The sequence below is a fragment of the Streptomyces sp. NPDC025784 genome (genome assembly GCF_055558435.1).
In genome coordinates, this window is the sequence record NZ_JBVHMN010000008.1 from 116,052 (window position 1) to 130,133 (window position 14,082).

The 14,082-nt window shown below is 71.7% G+C and carries 14 protein-coding genes; 1 reads left to right on the forward strand and 13 read right to left on the reverse strand.

Going from position 1 to position 14,082, the window contains the following annotated elements:
• Nucleotides 1-98 precede the first annotated feature (98 nt).
• The 5 genes from ACZ4IF_RS19610 to ACZ4IF_RS19630 form a co-directional block, all read right to left on the reverse strand.
• Nucleotides 99-1,625 carry an HAD-IA family hydrolase gene (locus ACZ4IF_RS19610; protein ID WP_467564453.1) on the reverse strand — a complete coding sequence of 509 codons (1,527 nt, stop codon included), beginning with the start codon at nucleotides 1,623-1,625 and terminating at the stop codon, nucleotides 99-101.
• Between the two features lie 92 nt (nucleotides 1,626-1,717).
• On the reverse strand, nucleotides 1,718-2,779 hold the full coding sequence (locus tag ACZ4IF_RS19615) for an ABC transporter ATP-binding protein (RefSeq protein WP_467564455.1): 1,062 nt from the start codon (nucleotides 2,777-2,779) through the stop codon (nucleotides 1,718-1,720).
• A gap of 4 nt (nucleotides 2,780-2,783) precedes the next feature.
• Nucleotides 2,784-3,608, reverse strand: a complete 825-nt coding sequence (locus ACZ4IF_RS19620) for an ABC transporter permease (RefSeq protein ID WP_095933007.1) — start codon at nucleotides 3,606-3,608, stop codon at nucleotides 2,784-2,786.
• Nucleotides 3,596-4,498, reverse strand: a complete 903-nt coding sequence (locus tag ACZ4IF_RS19625) for an ABC transporter permease (protein ID WP_467564458.1) — start codon at nucleotides 4,496-4,498, stop codon at nucleotides 3,596-3,598. The genes ACZ4IF_RS19620 and ACZ4IF_RS19625 overlap by 13 nt, the downstream gene beginning before the upstream one ends.
• On the reverse strand, nucleotides 4,495-5,652 hold the full coding sequence (locus tag ACZ4IF_RS19630) for an ABC transporter substrate-binding protein (protein ID WP_467564460.1): 1,158 nt from the start codon (nucleotides 5,650-5,652) through the stop codon (nucleotides 4,495-4,497). Before ACZ4IF_RS19630 ends, ACZ4IF_RS19625 begins: the two co-directional genes overlap by 4 nt.
• A gap of 211 nt (nucleotides 5,653-5,863) precedes the next feature.
• Here ACZ4IF_RS19630 and ACZ4IF_RS19635 point away from each other — a divergent pair, with 211 nt between their 5' ends.
• The gene (locus ACZ4IF_RS19635; RefSeq protein WP_467564462.1) at nucleotides 5,864-6,613 is read left to right on the forward strand and encodes a GntR family transcriptional regulator; all 750 of its coding nucleotides are present in this window, start codon (nucleotides 5,864-5,866) and stop codon (nucleotides 6,611-6,613) included.
• Nucleotides 6,614-6,783: 170 nt separating this feature from the next.
• Here the strand turns inward: ACZ4IF_RS19635 and ACZ4IF_RS19640 are convergent, their stop codons facing one another.
• From ACZ4IF_RS19640 to rpe, 8 genes are all read right to left on the reverse strand, one after another.
• A complete protein-coding gene (locus ACZ4IF_RS19640; protein ID WP_037621108.1) occupies nucleotides 6,784-7,236 on the reverse strand; it encodes an Lrp/AsnC family transcriptional regulator in 453 nt (150 codons plus the stop codon).
• Between the two features lie 10 nt (nucleotides 7,237-7,246).
• A complete protein-coding gene (locus ACZ4IF_RS19645) occupies nucleotides 7,247-8,713 on the reverse strand; it encodes an amino acid permease (RefSeq protein ID WP_467564464.1) in 1,467 nt (488 codons plus the stop codon).
• Between the two features lie 517 nt (nucleotides 8,714-9,230).
• Nucleotides 9,231-9,626 carry a hypothetical protein gene (locus ACZ4IF_RS19650; RefSeq protein ID WP_467564466.1) on the reverse strand — a complete coding sequence of 132 codons (396 nt, stop codon included), beginning with the start codon at nucleotides 9,624-9,626 and terminating at the stop codon, nucleotides 9,231-9,233.
• A 180-nt stretch (nucleotides 9,627-9,806) separates the two neighbouring features.
• Entirely contained in the window at nucleotides 9,807-11,249 is a 1,443-nt protein-coding gene (locus tag ACZ4IF_RS19655) for a GuaB1 family IMP dehydrogenase-related protein (RefSeq protein ID WP_467564810.1), read from the reverse strand.
• 107 nt (nucleotides 11,250-11,356) lie between these two features.
• Nucleotides 11,357-11,734 (reverse strand): barstar family protein, encoded by a 378-nt coding sequence (locus ACZ4IF_RS19660; protein ID WP_467564468.1) that lies wholly within the window; start codon nucleotides 11,732-11,734, stop codon nucleotides 11,357-11,359.
• Complete coding sequence (locus ACZ4IF_RS19665) at nucleotides 11,731-12,228, reverse strand: guanyl-specific ribonuclease (RefSeq protein WP_467564470.1); 498 nt, start codon at nucleotides 12,226-12,228, stop codon at nucleotides 11,731-11,733. Before ACZ4IF_RS19665 ends, ACZ4IF_RS19660 begins: the two co-directional genes overlap by 4 nt.
• Nucleotides 12,229-12,268: 40 nt before the next feature.
• A complete protein-coding gene (locus ACZ4IF_RS19670) occupies nucleotides 12,269-13,312 on the reverse strand; it encodes a sugar-binding transcriptional regulator (RefSeq protein WP_467564472.1) in 1,044 nt (347 codons plus the stop codon).
• Between the two features lie 78 nt (nucleotides 13,313-13,390).
• The gene (rpe, locus tag ACZ4IF_RS19675) at nucleotides 13,391-14,077 is read right to left on the reverse strand and encodes a ribulose-phosphate 3-epimerase (protein WP_467564474.1); all 687 of its coding nucleotides are present in this window, start codon (nucleotides 14,075-14,077) and stop codon (nucleotides 13,391-13,393) included.
• Nucleotides 14,078-14,082: the final 5 nt, after the last annotated feature.

The following is a 14,082-nucleotide window of genomic DNA, read 5'->3' on the forward strand; positions in this document are numbered from 1 at the left end:
TCGTTACCCATCGGTGTTACTCGCTGGTAGCGAGTGCGCGGATCAACCTAGGGGATGGCGTGCTCGAAGCGCAATGGCTGTCCGCGCCGGCTACCGGCTCACCCGCCTGCCGTCCGGCCGGCCGACCCGGCGGTGCCCGGACCGGCGGGGCGGGGCAGCGCGAAGGTCGTGACGACCGCCGCGTGGTCCGACGGCCAGTCGTTGCCCGCGACGTCGGGCCAGCGTCGCGGGGTGCCGCTGACGACCGTGCGCGAGTCGAGCACGCGCAGACCGCGGTGCAGGACGAAGTCGATGCGGTCCTGGGGTTCGGGCCGCCCGCTGCCGTCCTCGTGCAGCACATGGACCGGCGACCAGGTGTGGCCCGGTTCCCGCGCCGGGTCGGGGTGGGCCTCGCGGTACGAGTCGCGCAGGCCGGCCTCCTCGGCGGCCCTCGTCACGGGCCACTCGACGTCCTGTCGGTCCAGGTGCGAGGGCGCGTTGAAGTCGCCGGTCAGTACCACCGGCACGGCGTCGTCCGCCGAGTCCGCGACCCGCCGGAGGATCTCCCGCATCTGTGCCAGGCGTACGCCTTCGTGGGCGATCAGCTCGTCCGCCGCGAGCCCGTCGAAGCCGGCCTCGTACGGGCCGTACGGGGTGTAGTCGAGGTGCGCGGTCCACACGTCCAGCTGCTGTCCGTCGTCCAGCCGGATCCGCACTCCCGTCCCTCCGTAGAAGCCGACGTCCGGGTCGCCCAGGCGGGCCGTCACGGGGTACCGGCTGATGACGCCGAGGTTGTCGCCGGCGCGATGGTGGTGCCAGCCGAGCGCGTCGGCGAGTTCCCGGGCCGAGTCCCCGTACGTCTCCTGGAGCCCGACGACGTCCGCGCCCGTCTCCGTGATGACCTTGAGCTGCTTGGCCCGGTGGTCGTCCACCTTGGTGCCGCCGCACCAGAGGTTCCAGCTCATCACCCGCAGCTCGCGCGGCGCGACCATCGCCCGCAGTCCGTCCGGGGTCACCTCCTCCAGGCTGGCGAGGACGGTACGTCCGGCGGCGGGGGCGATCGGCGCGAGGGAGGGCACGGCGAGCACGGCGCAGCCGGCCGCCTCGGCGGAGGTGACCCCGGTCGGGGTGTCCTCCACGGCGACGCAGGCGGCGGGCTCGACACCGAGGGCGCGGCAGGCGGCGAGGTAGGGGTCGGGGGCCGGCTTGGTGCGTTCGGTGTCGTCGGCGGTGACCGAGACGGCGAAGCGTTCGGCTCCGAGAGCCCTGAGGACCGTGTCCGCCACGGCCCGGGGCGAGGCGGTGACCAGGGCGGTCGGCACGCCGTCACGCGCCAGGGCGTCCAGCAGCCGCGTCGCCCCGGGACGGGGCACGATGCCGGTGCGGACGCGGTGCGCGAACTCCCCGTGCAGTTCCTCGGCGATCTCCCGCACCGGGGCTCCGGTGATCCCGCCGAGCCATGCGGCGGTGTGCTCGACGGGCCGTCCGAGCACCTCGGGCTGGTCGGCGCCGGTCAGCCCGTGCCCGAGCCCGTCGGCCACCTGCTCCACCGCCTCCCACCACAGCCGCTCGGTGTCCACGAGCGTGCCGTCCATGTCGAACAGGACGGCCTGGAGGGTGGGCCGCGGGGTGGTGCGGTGGGTCACGGGGCTCTCTTTCGTCGGTGGGGGCGCCGGGGGGACGCGTGCAGGTGTCTGTGTGGGGGCGCCGGAGCTCGCCGGCGCGTGCCCCGCGCCGTTCAGACGGAGCGCTCGGCGACCAGGACGGGCCTGTCGGGCAGGCTCACCGTGACCGCGCCACCCGGGCCGAGTGCCGCGGCCTCGTGCGTGGGCAGGTCGGCCTTGACCTCGGTCCCGTCGGCGAGCCGCACGGTGACACGGGTGGCCGCGCCGAGGAACGCGGTGGCCACGACCTGGGCGGCACCGCCGTCGTCGACCCGGACCCGGACCGCCTCGGGTCGTACGAGGACGTCGACCTCGCGTGCGACCGGGGCGTCGCCGTCCACCGGCAGCCGCAGACCGAGGACCTCGACGGTCCCGTCGTCCAGCTGCCCGGGGATCCGGCTCATCGTGCCCACGAACTCGGCGACGAAGGCGGTGGCCGGGCGCCCGTACAGCTCGGCGGGTGCGGCGCACTGTTCGAGCCGCCCGGCACGCATGACCGCGACCCGGTCCGCCATGGAGAGCGCCTCCTCCTGATCGTGCGTCACGAACACCGTGGTGATGCCGAGTTCCTGCTGGAGCCGGCGGATCTCGTCGCGGAGGGTGAGCCGCACCTTGGCGTCCAGCGCGGAGAGCGGCTCGTCCAGCAGCAGGACGCGGGGCCGCAGCGCGAGCGCCCGGGCGAGCGCGACCCGCTGCTGCTGTCCGCCGGACAGCTGGTGAGGGAAGCGTTCGCCCTTGTCCGCCAGTCCCACGAGGTCGAGCAACTCGGCCGCGCGGGCACGCCGTTGCGCCGCACGCACCTTGCGCATGCGCAGCCCGAAGGCCACGTTGTCGAGGGCGCTCAGGTGCGGGAAGAGGCTGTAGGACTGGAAGACCATCCCGGCGTCACGGCGGTGCGCCGGGACTCCCGTGACGTCCTCGCCGTCGACCAGCACCTCGCCGGAGTCGGGGTGTTCGAATCCGGCCAGCATGCGCAGCGCCGTGGTCTTGCCGCAGCCGGACGGGCCGAGGAGGGCGAGGAGTTCACCCGGCCGCACGGTCAGGTCGAGGCCGTCGAGGGCGACTGTCGGACCGAACTCCCTTCGTAGGGACCGAAATTCGACGGTGGCGGCCTTTTCTGACGTGGCGACGGTCATTGGTTCATCCCCGGTCTGCCGAAGCGGTTGCGGTACGGGAGCGCCCGCCGAGGACGGCGAGCGTGAGGAGCAGTGCCCAGGTGACGAGCAGGCTGAGCACGGAGACGGCGACGGACAGCTGGGCCTGCGAACCGCCGACGCTGTAGATCCACACGGCGAACGGCTGGAAGCCGAGCAGCTGGGCCACCGTGAACTCGCCGAGGACGAGGGCCAGTGTGAGGAAGGAGGCGTTCAGCAAGGCCCCGCGCAGATTGGGCAGGACGACCCGGACCAGCGCCTGCGGCCAGCCGGCGCCGCAGCTGCGGGCGGCCTCGACGAGGGTGCGTACGTCGACGGCACGCAACCCCGCGTCCAGGGCACGGTGCACGAACGGCAGCGCCATCACGACGTACGCGAGGACGAGCACGAACGGGAAGTCGGGGTTCTGGAGGGCCACGAACGTCTGGAACAGCGGGGTGCGGGAGAGGTGTTCGGGGCCCCACTTCAGCACGGTGGAGATCCCGGCGACGAACGCGATCGGCGGGACGACCAGCGGCAGCGAGCAGACCACCTCCACGACCGGCCGCAGCCGGGGCGCGCCGAGCCGCAGGGCGACCATGGCGGGCACCATCAGCAGCAGGACGACGGCGATGGTCGCGGCGGCCAGTTCCAGCGAGAGCAGCAGGCTGGAGGCGAAGCCGTCGGTGGAGACGATCTCGCTGTACGCGTCGAGGGTGACACCCCGGCCGGGCACGTCCACCGTGAAGATCACCGACGCCGCCAGGGGCACCAGGAAGTACAGCCCGGCGAGGGCCAGGACGGCCCAGCGCCACAGGTTCAGGCGAGCCATCGCGCGCTCCGTCGTTGCAGGGGCAGGTACACGGCCATGACCAGTCCTGCGACGAGGACCATGTCGAGGCTGAGGGCGAGCGCCACGTTCTCCTGGCCGACCAGGACGTTGCCGGAGATGGCGTCGGCGATCTGGAGGGTGACCAGCGGGACCGCGCTGCCCACCATGGCCGCGGCGGTCGCGTACGCGGCGAAGGCACTGCCGAACAGCAGCACCAGGCCGCCGAGGAGCGAGGGCGCGAGGACGGGCAGGGCCACGTGCCGCCAGTACTGGAAGGCGGTCGCGCCGTTGTTCTGCGCGGCCTCGCGCCACTGGGAGCGCAGTCCGTCGAGGGCGGGCGTGATGGTGAGCACCATCAGCGGGACGAGGAAGTACAGGTAGACGACGACCAGGCCCCAGAAGCTGTACAGGTTCCAGCCCTTGCCGGTCAGGCCCAGGTGCCGGGTGAGCACACCGGAGTTGCCGAGGGTGGCGACGAAGGCGAAGGCCAGCGGGACACCGCCGAAGTTGGCGAGGACGCCGGACGCGGTGAGCACGGCCTCGCGCAGGGTACGCGAGCGGGAGGTCACCACCGCCTGGGCGAGCGGCAGTCCGAGGACGGTCGCGATGGCCGCGGAGACCGCCGACAGCTTGACGCTGCCGACCAGCGCGGTCAGATAGGCACCCTGGAGCGAGGCGGTCAGGTTGGCCGCGGTGTACGACGTGGCGCCGGTGGCCTGGTCCTTGACGGTGAACGCGCCGTTCAGCATGGCCAGGGCGGGGATGCCGAACGCGATCGCGACGAAGACGAGCAGCGGGACGACGGCGAGCCGGCCGGAGGCGCGGCGCCGCCGCTGCTGCTTGTCTGCAGCGGCGGGCGCCGTGTCGGTCTCGGTGAGGACGGCGGTCATCCGGAGACGGCCTTGCCCCAGCCCTGGGCGAGGACCGTCTTGGCCTTGCTCTGCTGGGCCTCGCTGGGGAAGCTCGGCGTGCCGGACACTGCGGGGAGCTTGCCGGCCGCGGTCTTGTCGAGCGTGCCGGCCTTGTCCATGGCGGCCATCAGGGCCGGGCGGGCGTACCCCTTGAGCCAGAGGTTCTGGCCTTCGGCGCTGTACAGGTACTCCTGCCACAGGCGTGCGGCCGCGGGGTGCGGGGCGCCCTTGTTGACGGCCTGCGAGTAGTACTGGGAGAACTGGCCGTCCGACGGGACGGCGACCTTCCAGTCGACGCCCTTGGACTTGAACTCGTCGGCGTAACCGGCGTTGAGGTAGTCCCAGTCGATGCTGATCGGTGTCTCGCCCTTCTCGACGGTGGCCGGGGTCGACTCGACGGGCGTGTAGTTGCCGTTCTTCTTCAGCTCGGCGAAGAAGTCCAGGCCGGGCTGGATGTCGTCGAAGGAGCCACCGTTCGCGAGCGAGGCCGCGTAGACGCCGCCGAAGGCCGAACCGGACTTGGTGGGATTGCCGTTGAGCGCGACCTTGCCCTTGTACTGAGGCTTGAGGAGGTCCTTGAAGGTCGTCGGGCACTCCTTGACCTTCTTGGCGTCGCAGCCGATGGAGATGTAGCCGCCGTAGTCGTTGTACCAGCGGCCCTCCGCGTCCTTCTGGCCCTCGGGGATGTCACCGAACCCGGCCACCTTGTAGGGGGCGAGCAGCCCCTGCTGCGCCGCGCTCAGCGCGAAGGAGCTGCCGAGGTCGAGGACGTCGGGGGCGCGGTCCTGGCCCTTGCGGGACGTGACGGCGTTGATCTCGTCCTGGCTGGAGCCGTCCGGGTTCTCCACCTCGACCCGGATGCCGTACTTCTTCTTGAAACCGTCGATGAGGGCGCCGTAGTTCGCCCAGTCGCGGGGCAGCGCTATCGCATGCAGCGTGCCCTCCTTCTTGGCGGCCCGGACGAGGGCGTCGAGGCCGCCGAGGTCCGCGGCGGAGGTCGCGGTGGCCGCGCTCTTGCCGTCGGCGGTGGTCGCCTTGTCGTCGGGGGCGGCGCCGCAGGCGCTCAGGGCGAGTGCGGCGGCGACGGCGAGGCCGCCGGTGAGGAGGGCGGTCCTCGGCAGGAACACGGTCACGGTCTCTCCAGGAGTACGCACGAGGGTGTGATGGAGCGGAGAACTTGTCTGAACAAGTTGGCCTCAGTAGGCCCGCCGGTGGTGTCCTGTCCGTAAACTTTGGCGAAACCGTGACCCCCGATTCCCTGCACAATCCCGGGCATGCCCGTACACGTCCCGATCTCGATTAGGCTGATCACGCTGTGCACAGCAGTCGGATCCGAGGGGAAGCATGGCGGCGCGACACGAGGAGATCGCCGACGAACTGCGGCGGGCGATCGACCGCGAGCAGTACACGGTGGGCAGCCTGCTGCCCGCGGAGACGGAGCTCGCGGCCCGGTACGGCGTGTCGCGCGGCACGGTCCGCCAGGCGGTGGCGGCGCTGACCGCCGAGGGGCTCATCGGCTCACGGCAGGGCGCCCGGCGCGTGGTCCTGGCCAGCCGGCGCAGCCAGAGTTTCGCCGAGCTGCGCAGCTTCGCGCAGTGGGCGCGCGCGATGGGGCGCGAGGCGACCGGGCACGTGGTGGCTCAGGAGTACCACCCGGCGACGACGGAGGACGCCGTGCGCCTTCAACTCCGCGAGGGGACAAGGGTGTTGCATGTGCTGCGGGTCCGCGGCCTGGACGGCGAGCCGGTGCTGCTGGAGCGGACGGTGTACGCGGACTGGGTCGCCCCCGCCGTCGAGGTCATCGAACCGGACTGCCCGTCGGTCACCCAGCGGCTCTTCGAGGACACCGGCGTGGTCTTCGCCTACGGCGAGCACGTCATCGACGCGGTCGCGGCGGGCGCCCAGGACTCCGAACTGCTCGGCGTGCGCCGCACCAGCCCGCTGCTGCGGGTCCGCCGGGTCACCACGACACGCGAAGGGCGCCCGGTGGAGTGGTCCGACGACCGATACCGCTCGGACGCCGTGAGCTTCAGCGTGCACAACTCGACGGGAAACAACGCCCTGGCCCGCAAGACGGCGCAACAGCCCCGCTAGGGGCGCGAGGAACGGCGCGCCGAGCCCCCGTCCACCCGCACCGAACCGCCCCGGAGCACCCCACCGAAGGGGCGCGAGGAACGACGCGCCCAACCCCCACAGACCCCGCACCCGCGCACGACCCGACCCCCACCCCGAGGGCGCACAAGGTCACTTGCGGGGGCCGCCGACTACGTGGGCGACCCCGAGGAGAACCGACGCAGCAGAGGCGACAGCACCAGCACCGACTTCGTCCGCTCCACGAACGACTCGCCGGCGATCCGCTCGAGGACCCGCTCGAAGTGCCGCATGTCGGAGGCGAAGACCTGCACGACCGCGTCCGCCTCCCCGGTGACGGTGGAGGCGGCCACGACCTCCTGATAGCGCTCCAGCCCCCGCTGGATGGTCTCCGGCGAGGTGTTGCGCCGGCAGTAGATCTCGACGAACCCCTCGGTCTCCCAGCCGAGCGCCGCCGGGTCCACCCGTACGGTGAATCCGGTGATGGCGCCGGTCGCGCGCAGCCGGTCCACGCGCCGCTTCACGGCGGGCGCGGAGAGGCCGACGAGTTGCCCGATGTCGGCGTAGGAGCGGCGGGCGTCCTCGGCGAGGGCGTGCACGATGCGTTCGTCGAGATCGTTCAGCACTGCGGGTGGTTCACTTTTCTACGGTGGCGATACGGGAGCGGCGATAGCCGTAACTGAAGTAGAACACGAGCCCGACGGCCATCCAGACTCCGAAGACCACCCAGGTGACGGCCGAGAGGCTGCCCATCATCCACACGCACAGCACGAAGCCGATCGCGGGCAGCACGGGCGACAGCGGCACCCGGAAGGTACGCCGCATGTCCGGGCGGGTCCGGCGCAGCACCACCACGGCGACATTGACCAGCGCGAAGGCGAAGAGCGTGCCGATGCTGGTGGCGTCGGCCAGCTGGCCGAGCGGGATGCAGGCGGCGAGGACGCCGCAGAAGAGCGAGACGATCACCGTGTTCGCGCGGGGCGCGCCGGTCTTCGGGTGGACCTTGGAGAAGACCTTCGGCACCAGGCCGTCGCGGGACATGGCGAACAGGATGCGGGTCTGGCCGTACAGGACGGTCAGGACGACGCTCGCGATGGCGATGACGGCGCAGGCGGCCAGCAAGGTGCCCCAGAAGGTCTGACCGGTGACGTCCTTCATGATCTCGGCGAGCGCGGCCTCCGAGTCGCCGAACCGCCGCCAGGGCTTGGCACCGACGGCGACGGCCGCGACGAGGACGTACAGGGCCGTCACGATGACCAGCGACAGCATGATCGCGCGGGGCAGGTCGCGCTGCGCGTCCTTCGCCTCCTCACCGGCCGTGGAGGCGGCGTCGAAACCGATGTAGGAGAAGAAGAGGGTCGCGCCCGCGGCGCTGACGCCCCCCATGCCGAGCGGCATGAAGTGCTCGTAGTTGCCGGAGCGGAAGCCCTGGACACCGATGGCGCAGAACAGCACGAGCGCGGCGATCTTCACGACCACCATGATCGTGTTGGCGCGCGCCGACTCCTTCGCCCCGCCCAGCAGGAAGGCCATCGCGAGCAGCACCACGATGAGGGCGGGCAGGTTGAAGACGCCGCCGTCGCCGGGCGGCGCGGAGAGCGCGTCCGGGATGGTGACACCGATGGTGCCGTCGAGGAGCTCGTTCAGGTACTCGCCCCAGCCGACCGCGACGGCCGCGACCGAGACGCCGTACTCCAGGACCAGACACCAGCCGCAGATCCAGGCGATCAGTTCGCCCATGGTTGCGTACGCGTAGGAGTACGAGGACCCGGCGACCGGGATCGTGCCCGCCAGCTCGGCGTAGGAGAGCGCGGAGAAGAGCGCGGTGAGTCCGGCGATCACGAAGGACAGGGTGACCGCGGGCCCGGCCTTGGGGACGGCCTCGCCGAGGACGACGAAGATGCCGGTGCCGAGCGTGGCGCCGATGCTGATCATGGTGAGCTGCCACAGCCCGAGGGAGCGCCGCAGCGTTCCTCCCTCGCCCTGTCCGCCCTCGGCGACCAGGCGTTCCACCGGCTTGCGGCGCATGAGGCGCGTGCCGACGCCGGGGGACGGTGGGGAGGATGTGGTGCGGGACTGCGGGGGTGCGCCTTGGTCGAGCACGCGCTGGCTCCTTGATCGCTGCCGGTCGGAACAGCGGGGACCGGCGGCACCCCTGCGAGCAGGAACCCACCGAGCGGGGTCCCCGCCACGCCTATGTACAGCGCCTGACCCTACGAGTCCTGCCTTCGCGGGCGTAATGCAGCAACCTTGCGCATCTCCGCAAGATCGTTGCGTTCATCGCATCCCGGCGCGTGTTCGTTGCGCGACCCCTTTCGATGGTTGCGTGAGGCGCCTTTCCGCACGTCGCGCGGGGGTTCGCGACGACCCCTCGACGTCGGGCACGGACCGCTCCGCGCCCACCCGCGGACACCGCTCCACGCCCCCGAACTGTCGTCGCCCGAAAGCGATCTCACGCCCCGTCAACATCCGGCGCGGGTCCGCTCCGGCCACCGCGAGCCATACGTCGGCAGCCGCGCGCCGGCGTGCGTAGCCACCGGGCACCGCGTGCACGCCATCGCCGTTCGCGGGCCCCGGTCGGTGCCGGCCGGTGTGCGCCCGGCCGGGCCCGCCGCCGGTCTCAGCTGTCGTCCGGATCCCCGGCCAGCGCCCGCGCCCGTGCCGTGTCGTCCGCGTCGAAGCCCATGAGTCCGGGCTGCCCGTAGGCCGCCGCCTGCGCGTCGATCCAGCGCGTATGGGCCTCCCAGGCGGCCTGCTTGCTGGTGCCCAGGGCCGCGCCGATCTGCGACCAGGAGGCACCGCTCTCGCGGGCGGCACGGACGGTGAGCTGACGGCCGTGGGCCGCCTTGCGGGCGACCACCTCGCTCAGCGCGAGGAGTTCGAGGAGCTCGGCCCGGTCGAGGGACTCGGCGTCGCTCCCCGCCCCGGCCAGCGAATCCCGCGCCCGCAGGTCGTCGAGGCGGGCCACGGCGGTCAGCAGGGTGTGCTGCGGTTCGATGCTCTGTGGCGTCGTCATGTCTCCAGAGTCACGTCAAGCGAGCTTGACGTCAAGAGAACCTGACGACCGTCGGTCCGCCCCTCCCCGAACGCCCGCCAAGGCGTTCCTCGGCACCCGCCGGCCCCGTCCGGGGCACGACATGCGTACGGCCCCTCTCCCCCCGCAGCAGGGAAAGGGGCCGTACGCCGGGTGCGCGCGTCAGCTCCAGCTGGCGTGCAGCGGCTTGCCCTCGGCGTAGCCGGCCGCGCTCTGGATACCGACGACGGCCTTCTCGGCGAACTCGTCCAGGGAGTTGGCACCGGCGTAGGTGCAGGAGGAGCGGACACCCGCAATGACCGAGTCGATCAGGTCCTCGACGCCCGGACGGGCCGGGTCGAGGAACATGCGCGAGGTCGAGATGCCCTCCTCGAACAGCGCCTTGCGGGCCCGGTCGTACGCCGATTCGTCGCTGGTGCGGTTCCGGACGGCACGGGCGGACGCCATGCCGAAGGACTCCTTGTAGAGACGGCCGTCGGCGTCCTGCTGGAGGTCGCCCGGGGACTCGAACGTCCCGGCGAACCAGGAGCCGATCATCACGTTCGACGCGCCGGCGGCCAGCGCCATGGCCACGTCGCGCGGGTGCCGGACACCACCGTCGGCCCACACGTGCTTGCCGTACTTCCTCGCCTCCGCGGCGCACTCCAGGACAGCGGAGAACTGCGGCCGCCCGACGCCGGTCATCATGCGGGTGGTGCACATGGCGCCCGGCCCGACACCGACCTTGATGATGTCCGCGCCCGCCTCGACGAGGTCTTTCACGCCCTCGGCGGCGACGATGTTGCCCGCGACGATCGGCACCTGCGGGTCGAGCCCGCGCACCGTCCGGATCGCGCTGATCATCGACTCCTGGTGACCGTGCGCGGTGTCGATGACGAGCGTGTCGACGCCCGCGTCGAGGAGCTGCTTGGCCTTGCCCGCGACGTCGCCGTTGATGCCGACGGCGGCGGCGATGCGCAGCCTGCCGCCCGCGTCGGTGGCCGGCGTGTACAGCGTGGCGCGCAGGGCGCCCTTGCGGGTGAGGATGCCGGCGAGCCTGCCGTCGCCGTCCACCGCGGGGGCGTAACGGCGGTTGGCGGTGTCGAGCCTGTTGAAGGCCTCGCGCGGCTCGATCTCCGCGTCGAGCAGCAGCAGGTCCCGAGACATGACCTCGGACAGCTGTGTGAAGCGGTCCACGCCGGAGAGGTCGGCGTCGGTGACCACGCCGACCGGGCGGCCGTCCTCGTCCACCACGACACCCGCGTTGTGCGCACGCTTGGGCAGCAGTGCCAGCGCGTCGGCGACGGTCTGGTGGGGCGCGAGGACGATGGGGGTGTCGAGCACCAGGTGGCGTCCCTTGACCCAGCTGATGACCTCGGTGACGACCTCGATCGGAATGTCCTGCGGGATGACGACGAGGCCGCCGCGGCGGGCGACGGTCTCGGCCATCCGGCGGCCCGCGATCGCCGTCATGTTGGCGACGACGAGCGGGATCGTGGTGCCCGTGCCGTCCGGAGAGGTGAGGTCCACGCCCTGACGCGATCCGACCGCGGAGCGGCTCGGCACCATGAAGACGTCGTCGTACGTCAGGTCGTAAGGGGGCTGGATGTCGTTGAGGAAACGCACGTGCTGCACATCCCAGTCGATCAGAGGTGGCCCCCGGACAGGTCAGCCAGGGGGAAGAGCACGTACTTCATTGTCCCATGCCGTCCCGTATGCGGTGCCCGCACAGATCATCCAGGCTGGTCAGGGAGTAGTTCGTCGGATCCTCCGAGAGAGAGGACGACGGAGAGTGACGCGTCGAACCCTTCGTAGTGCCCGGCGGCCGACTCCAGCACCTGCTGCGCGACCTCCCACTCGTCGGGCCGCGCCTTCGCGTACGGCCGCCAGCCGCTCACCACGAGCAGTCTGCCCGGACTCGCGGGCCCCCAGTCCGGGTCGCCGAGGACGTCCGCGAGCGCGTCCCAGTTCCGTCCGAACCAGTCCGGCAGGTCGAGGGCGCGCACGCAGCGCGCCATGAAGCCCGCCTTGTCGGTGATCCCCGTCAGGTCGAGCACGGTGACCTGCCAGCCGGCCGCGTGGCACACCTCCGCGAGGGGGCCTCGGGTCATCTCAGCACCGCCCTGAACGACTCGTAGTGGTCATCGGTGTAGTACACCTCGCCGTGCAGCCCGGTGACCAGCCGCCGGGCGCCCCGGTCGCTCTCGCCCGGCGTCCGGACCGTGTACTCGTGGTAGTACCCGCGCTCGTGCCGCGGAAGCAGTCGTTCGAAGTTGCCGAAGACGGTTCCGTCCTTGGCGTACGGGAAGGGGCCGCCCCGGTCGATGAGTGCCAGGGTCCGGCGTGCCTCGGCCGGGAGCCGGGACTCGGTGACGGTGGGTATGCCGGCGGCCCAGGAGGGGGTCGCCGTCGGCCTGTCCGCGCCCGTCGGTTCAGGCGTGCCGGAGGACGCCCGCGTGCCGGTCGAATCTGGCGTGACCGTCGGGGTGTCCGTCGACGTCGTGTCCGTCGAGGGGTTCGTGTCCGTCGACGCGCAGCCCGTCAGGAGAACCGCGAGGCACAGCAGGAGGCCGGAGAGCGCACGGGGGACGGACCGCAGCAGCATGCCGCCGATGCTGCCACGGCCGCCCCGGGCGGGCGCGCTGTCAGGGACCGTCCGGGTCCGCCCGGTTGAGCGCGGGACGCGGCGTCGGTCCGGCCGTCATCAGATAGTCCGCCGCGGAGGTGTCCGTCACCAGGCTGGTGACCAGCCCGGAACGCAGCACCGCGTCGATCGCGGCGGCCTTGCGCTGCCCGCCCGCGATGGCGACGACCTCGGGGATGCGCCGCAGCCGGTCGGCCTCGACCGTGATGCAGCGCTCGCCCAGATCGCGCCCGATCCGGCGCCCCTCCGCGTCGAAGAGGTGCGCGGACATCTCGGCGGCGACGCCGAGGGACGCGTAGTGCGCGCGCTCCTCGTCACTGAGCATGTCGTGCACCGTGGAGATGCCGGGCTCCCAGGAACCGATGGAGACGCACGCCACCGTGACCTTGTCGAAGTACTCGAAGGCGCGGGCGATCCCCGTCTGGTGGCGCAGCGCGGCCGCGGTGGCCGCGTCGGGCAGCAGCATCGGCGCGTAGATGGGGTGCGCGTCGCCGCCCGAGACCTGGGCAGCGCGGCGCACGGCCTCCACCGAACCGCGCTCGGCGGTCCCGGCGTCGTACACGCCCGTCAGCTGCACCACGGTGCACGGCGGCAGCCGGTCGAGCGCGGCCGCCATGTGGATGGTGGAGCGGCCCCAGGCCAGACCCAGCACATCGCCCTCGTTGACCAGCTCGCCGAGCAGGTCTGCGGCGACCTCGCCGAGGTTCTCGGGGTCGGGCGACTCCTCGGCCTCGGCCGGGGACTCGACGACGACGGCGTGCCGCAGCCCGTAGCGGGCGCGCAGCGCGTCGGAGCGCTCCGCGTCCAGCTCTGCGGGCACACGGATCTCGATCCTCACGAGATCCCGTTCGAGAGCGGTCTCCAGGACCCGGGCCACCTTGAAGCGGCTGACGCCGAACTCCTCCGCGATCTGGATCTTGGATTTGCCCTCGAGGTAGAAGCGGCGGGCCATGGCCGCCGCCTGCACCAGCTCAGCGGGTCCCATCCGCATGGCTGACCGGCCCGCCGACATACCCGACACGGCGATCTCCTCACTGCTGTTCACATTCTGGATTCGCCGTTCATCCTTGCAGATCCGGCGTACTTGATCAGCCCGGATGGGCGCCGTTCACGTTCCCTTGGCTCAGTGGTCGCACGCCCATGCCGCCTGGGCCGTGGCGTCCCGGGCCTGGGTGCGCAATGCACGTACCGCCTGCGCCGGGTCCGCCGCCCCGTACACCGCCGAGCCCGCGACGAACACGTCGGCTCCCGCCTCCGCGCACCGCTCGATGGTGGAGGCCGACACGCCGCCGTCCACCTGGAGCCACAGTTCGAGGCCGTGCTTGCTGATCAGCTCACGGGTGCGACGGATCTTCGGGAGCATGATGTCGAGGAAGGCCTGGCCGCCGAAGCCCGGCTCGACCGTCATGATCAGCAGCATGTCCAGCTCGGGCAGCAGATCCTCGTACGGCTCGATGGGGGTCGCGGGCTTCAGCGCCATCGAGGCGCGGGCGCCCTTCGCGCGGATCTCCCGGGCCAGCCGCACCGGGGCCGCGGCGGCCTCGGCGTGGAAGGTGACGGAACCGGCCCCCGCTTCGACGTACTGCGGTGCCCACCGATCTGCGTCCTCGATCATCAGATGACAGTCCAGGGGCGTCTCCGTCGCGCGGGCCAGGGACTCTACGACCGGCACTCCGAGCGTGAGATTCGGTACGAAATGGTTGTCCATGACGTCGACATGGAGCCAGTCCGCCCCTTCCACCGCTTTTGCCTCCTCGGCAAGACGGGTGAAGTCGGCGGACAGGATGCTGGGGTTGATCTGCACGGCCATGCCCC

Bases quoted from the DNA above. Each gene is read 5' to 3' on its own strand.
- rpe (WP_467564474.1), bottom strand. From the start codon at position 14,077: ATGGCCGTGCAGATCAACCCCAGCATCCTGTCCGCCGACTTCACCCGT.
- ACZ4IF_RS19625 (WP_467564458.1), bottom strand. From the start codon at position 4,498: ATGACCGCCGTCCTCACCGAGACCGACACGGCGCCCGCCGCTGCAGAC.
- ACZ4IF_RS19615 (WP_467564455.1), bottom strand. From the start codon at position 2,779: ATGACCGTCGCCACGTCAGAAAAGGCCGCCACCGTCGAATTTCGGTCC.
- ACZ4IF_RS19665 (WP_467564470.1), bottom strand. From the start codon at position 12,228: ATGCTGCTGCGGTCCGTCCCCCGTGCGCTCTCCGGCCTCCTGCTGTGC.
- ACZ4IF_RS19650 (WP_467564466.1), bottom strand. From the start codon at position 9,626: ATGACGACGCCACAGAGCATCGAACCGCAGCACACCCTGCTGACCGCC.
- ACZ4IF_RS19620 (WP_095933007.1), bottom strand. From the start codon at position 3,608: ATGGCTCGCCTGAACCTGTGGCGCTGGGCCGTCCTGGCCCTCGCCGGG.
- ACZ4IF_RS19635 (WP_467564462.1), top strand. From the start codon at position 5,864: ATGGCGGCGCGACACGAGGAGATCGCCGACGAACTGCGGCGGGCGATC.
- ACZ4IF_RS19660 (WP_467564468.1), bottom strand. From the start codon at position 11,734: ATGACCCGAGGCCCCCTCGCGGAGGTGTGCCACGCGGCCGGCTGGCAG.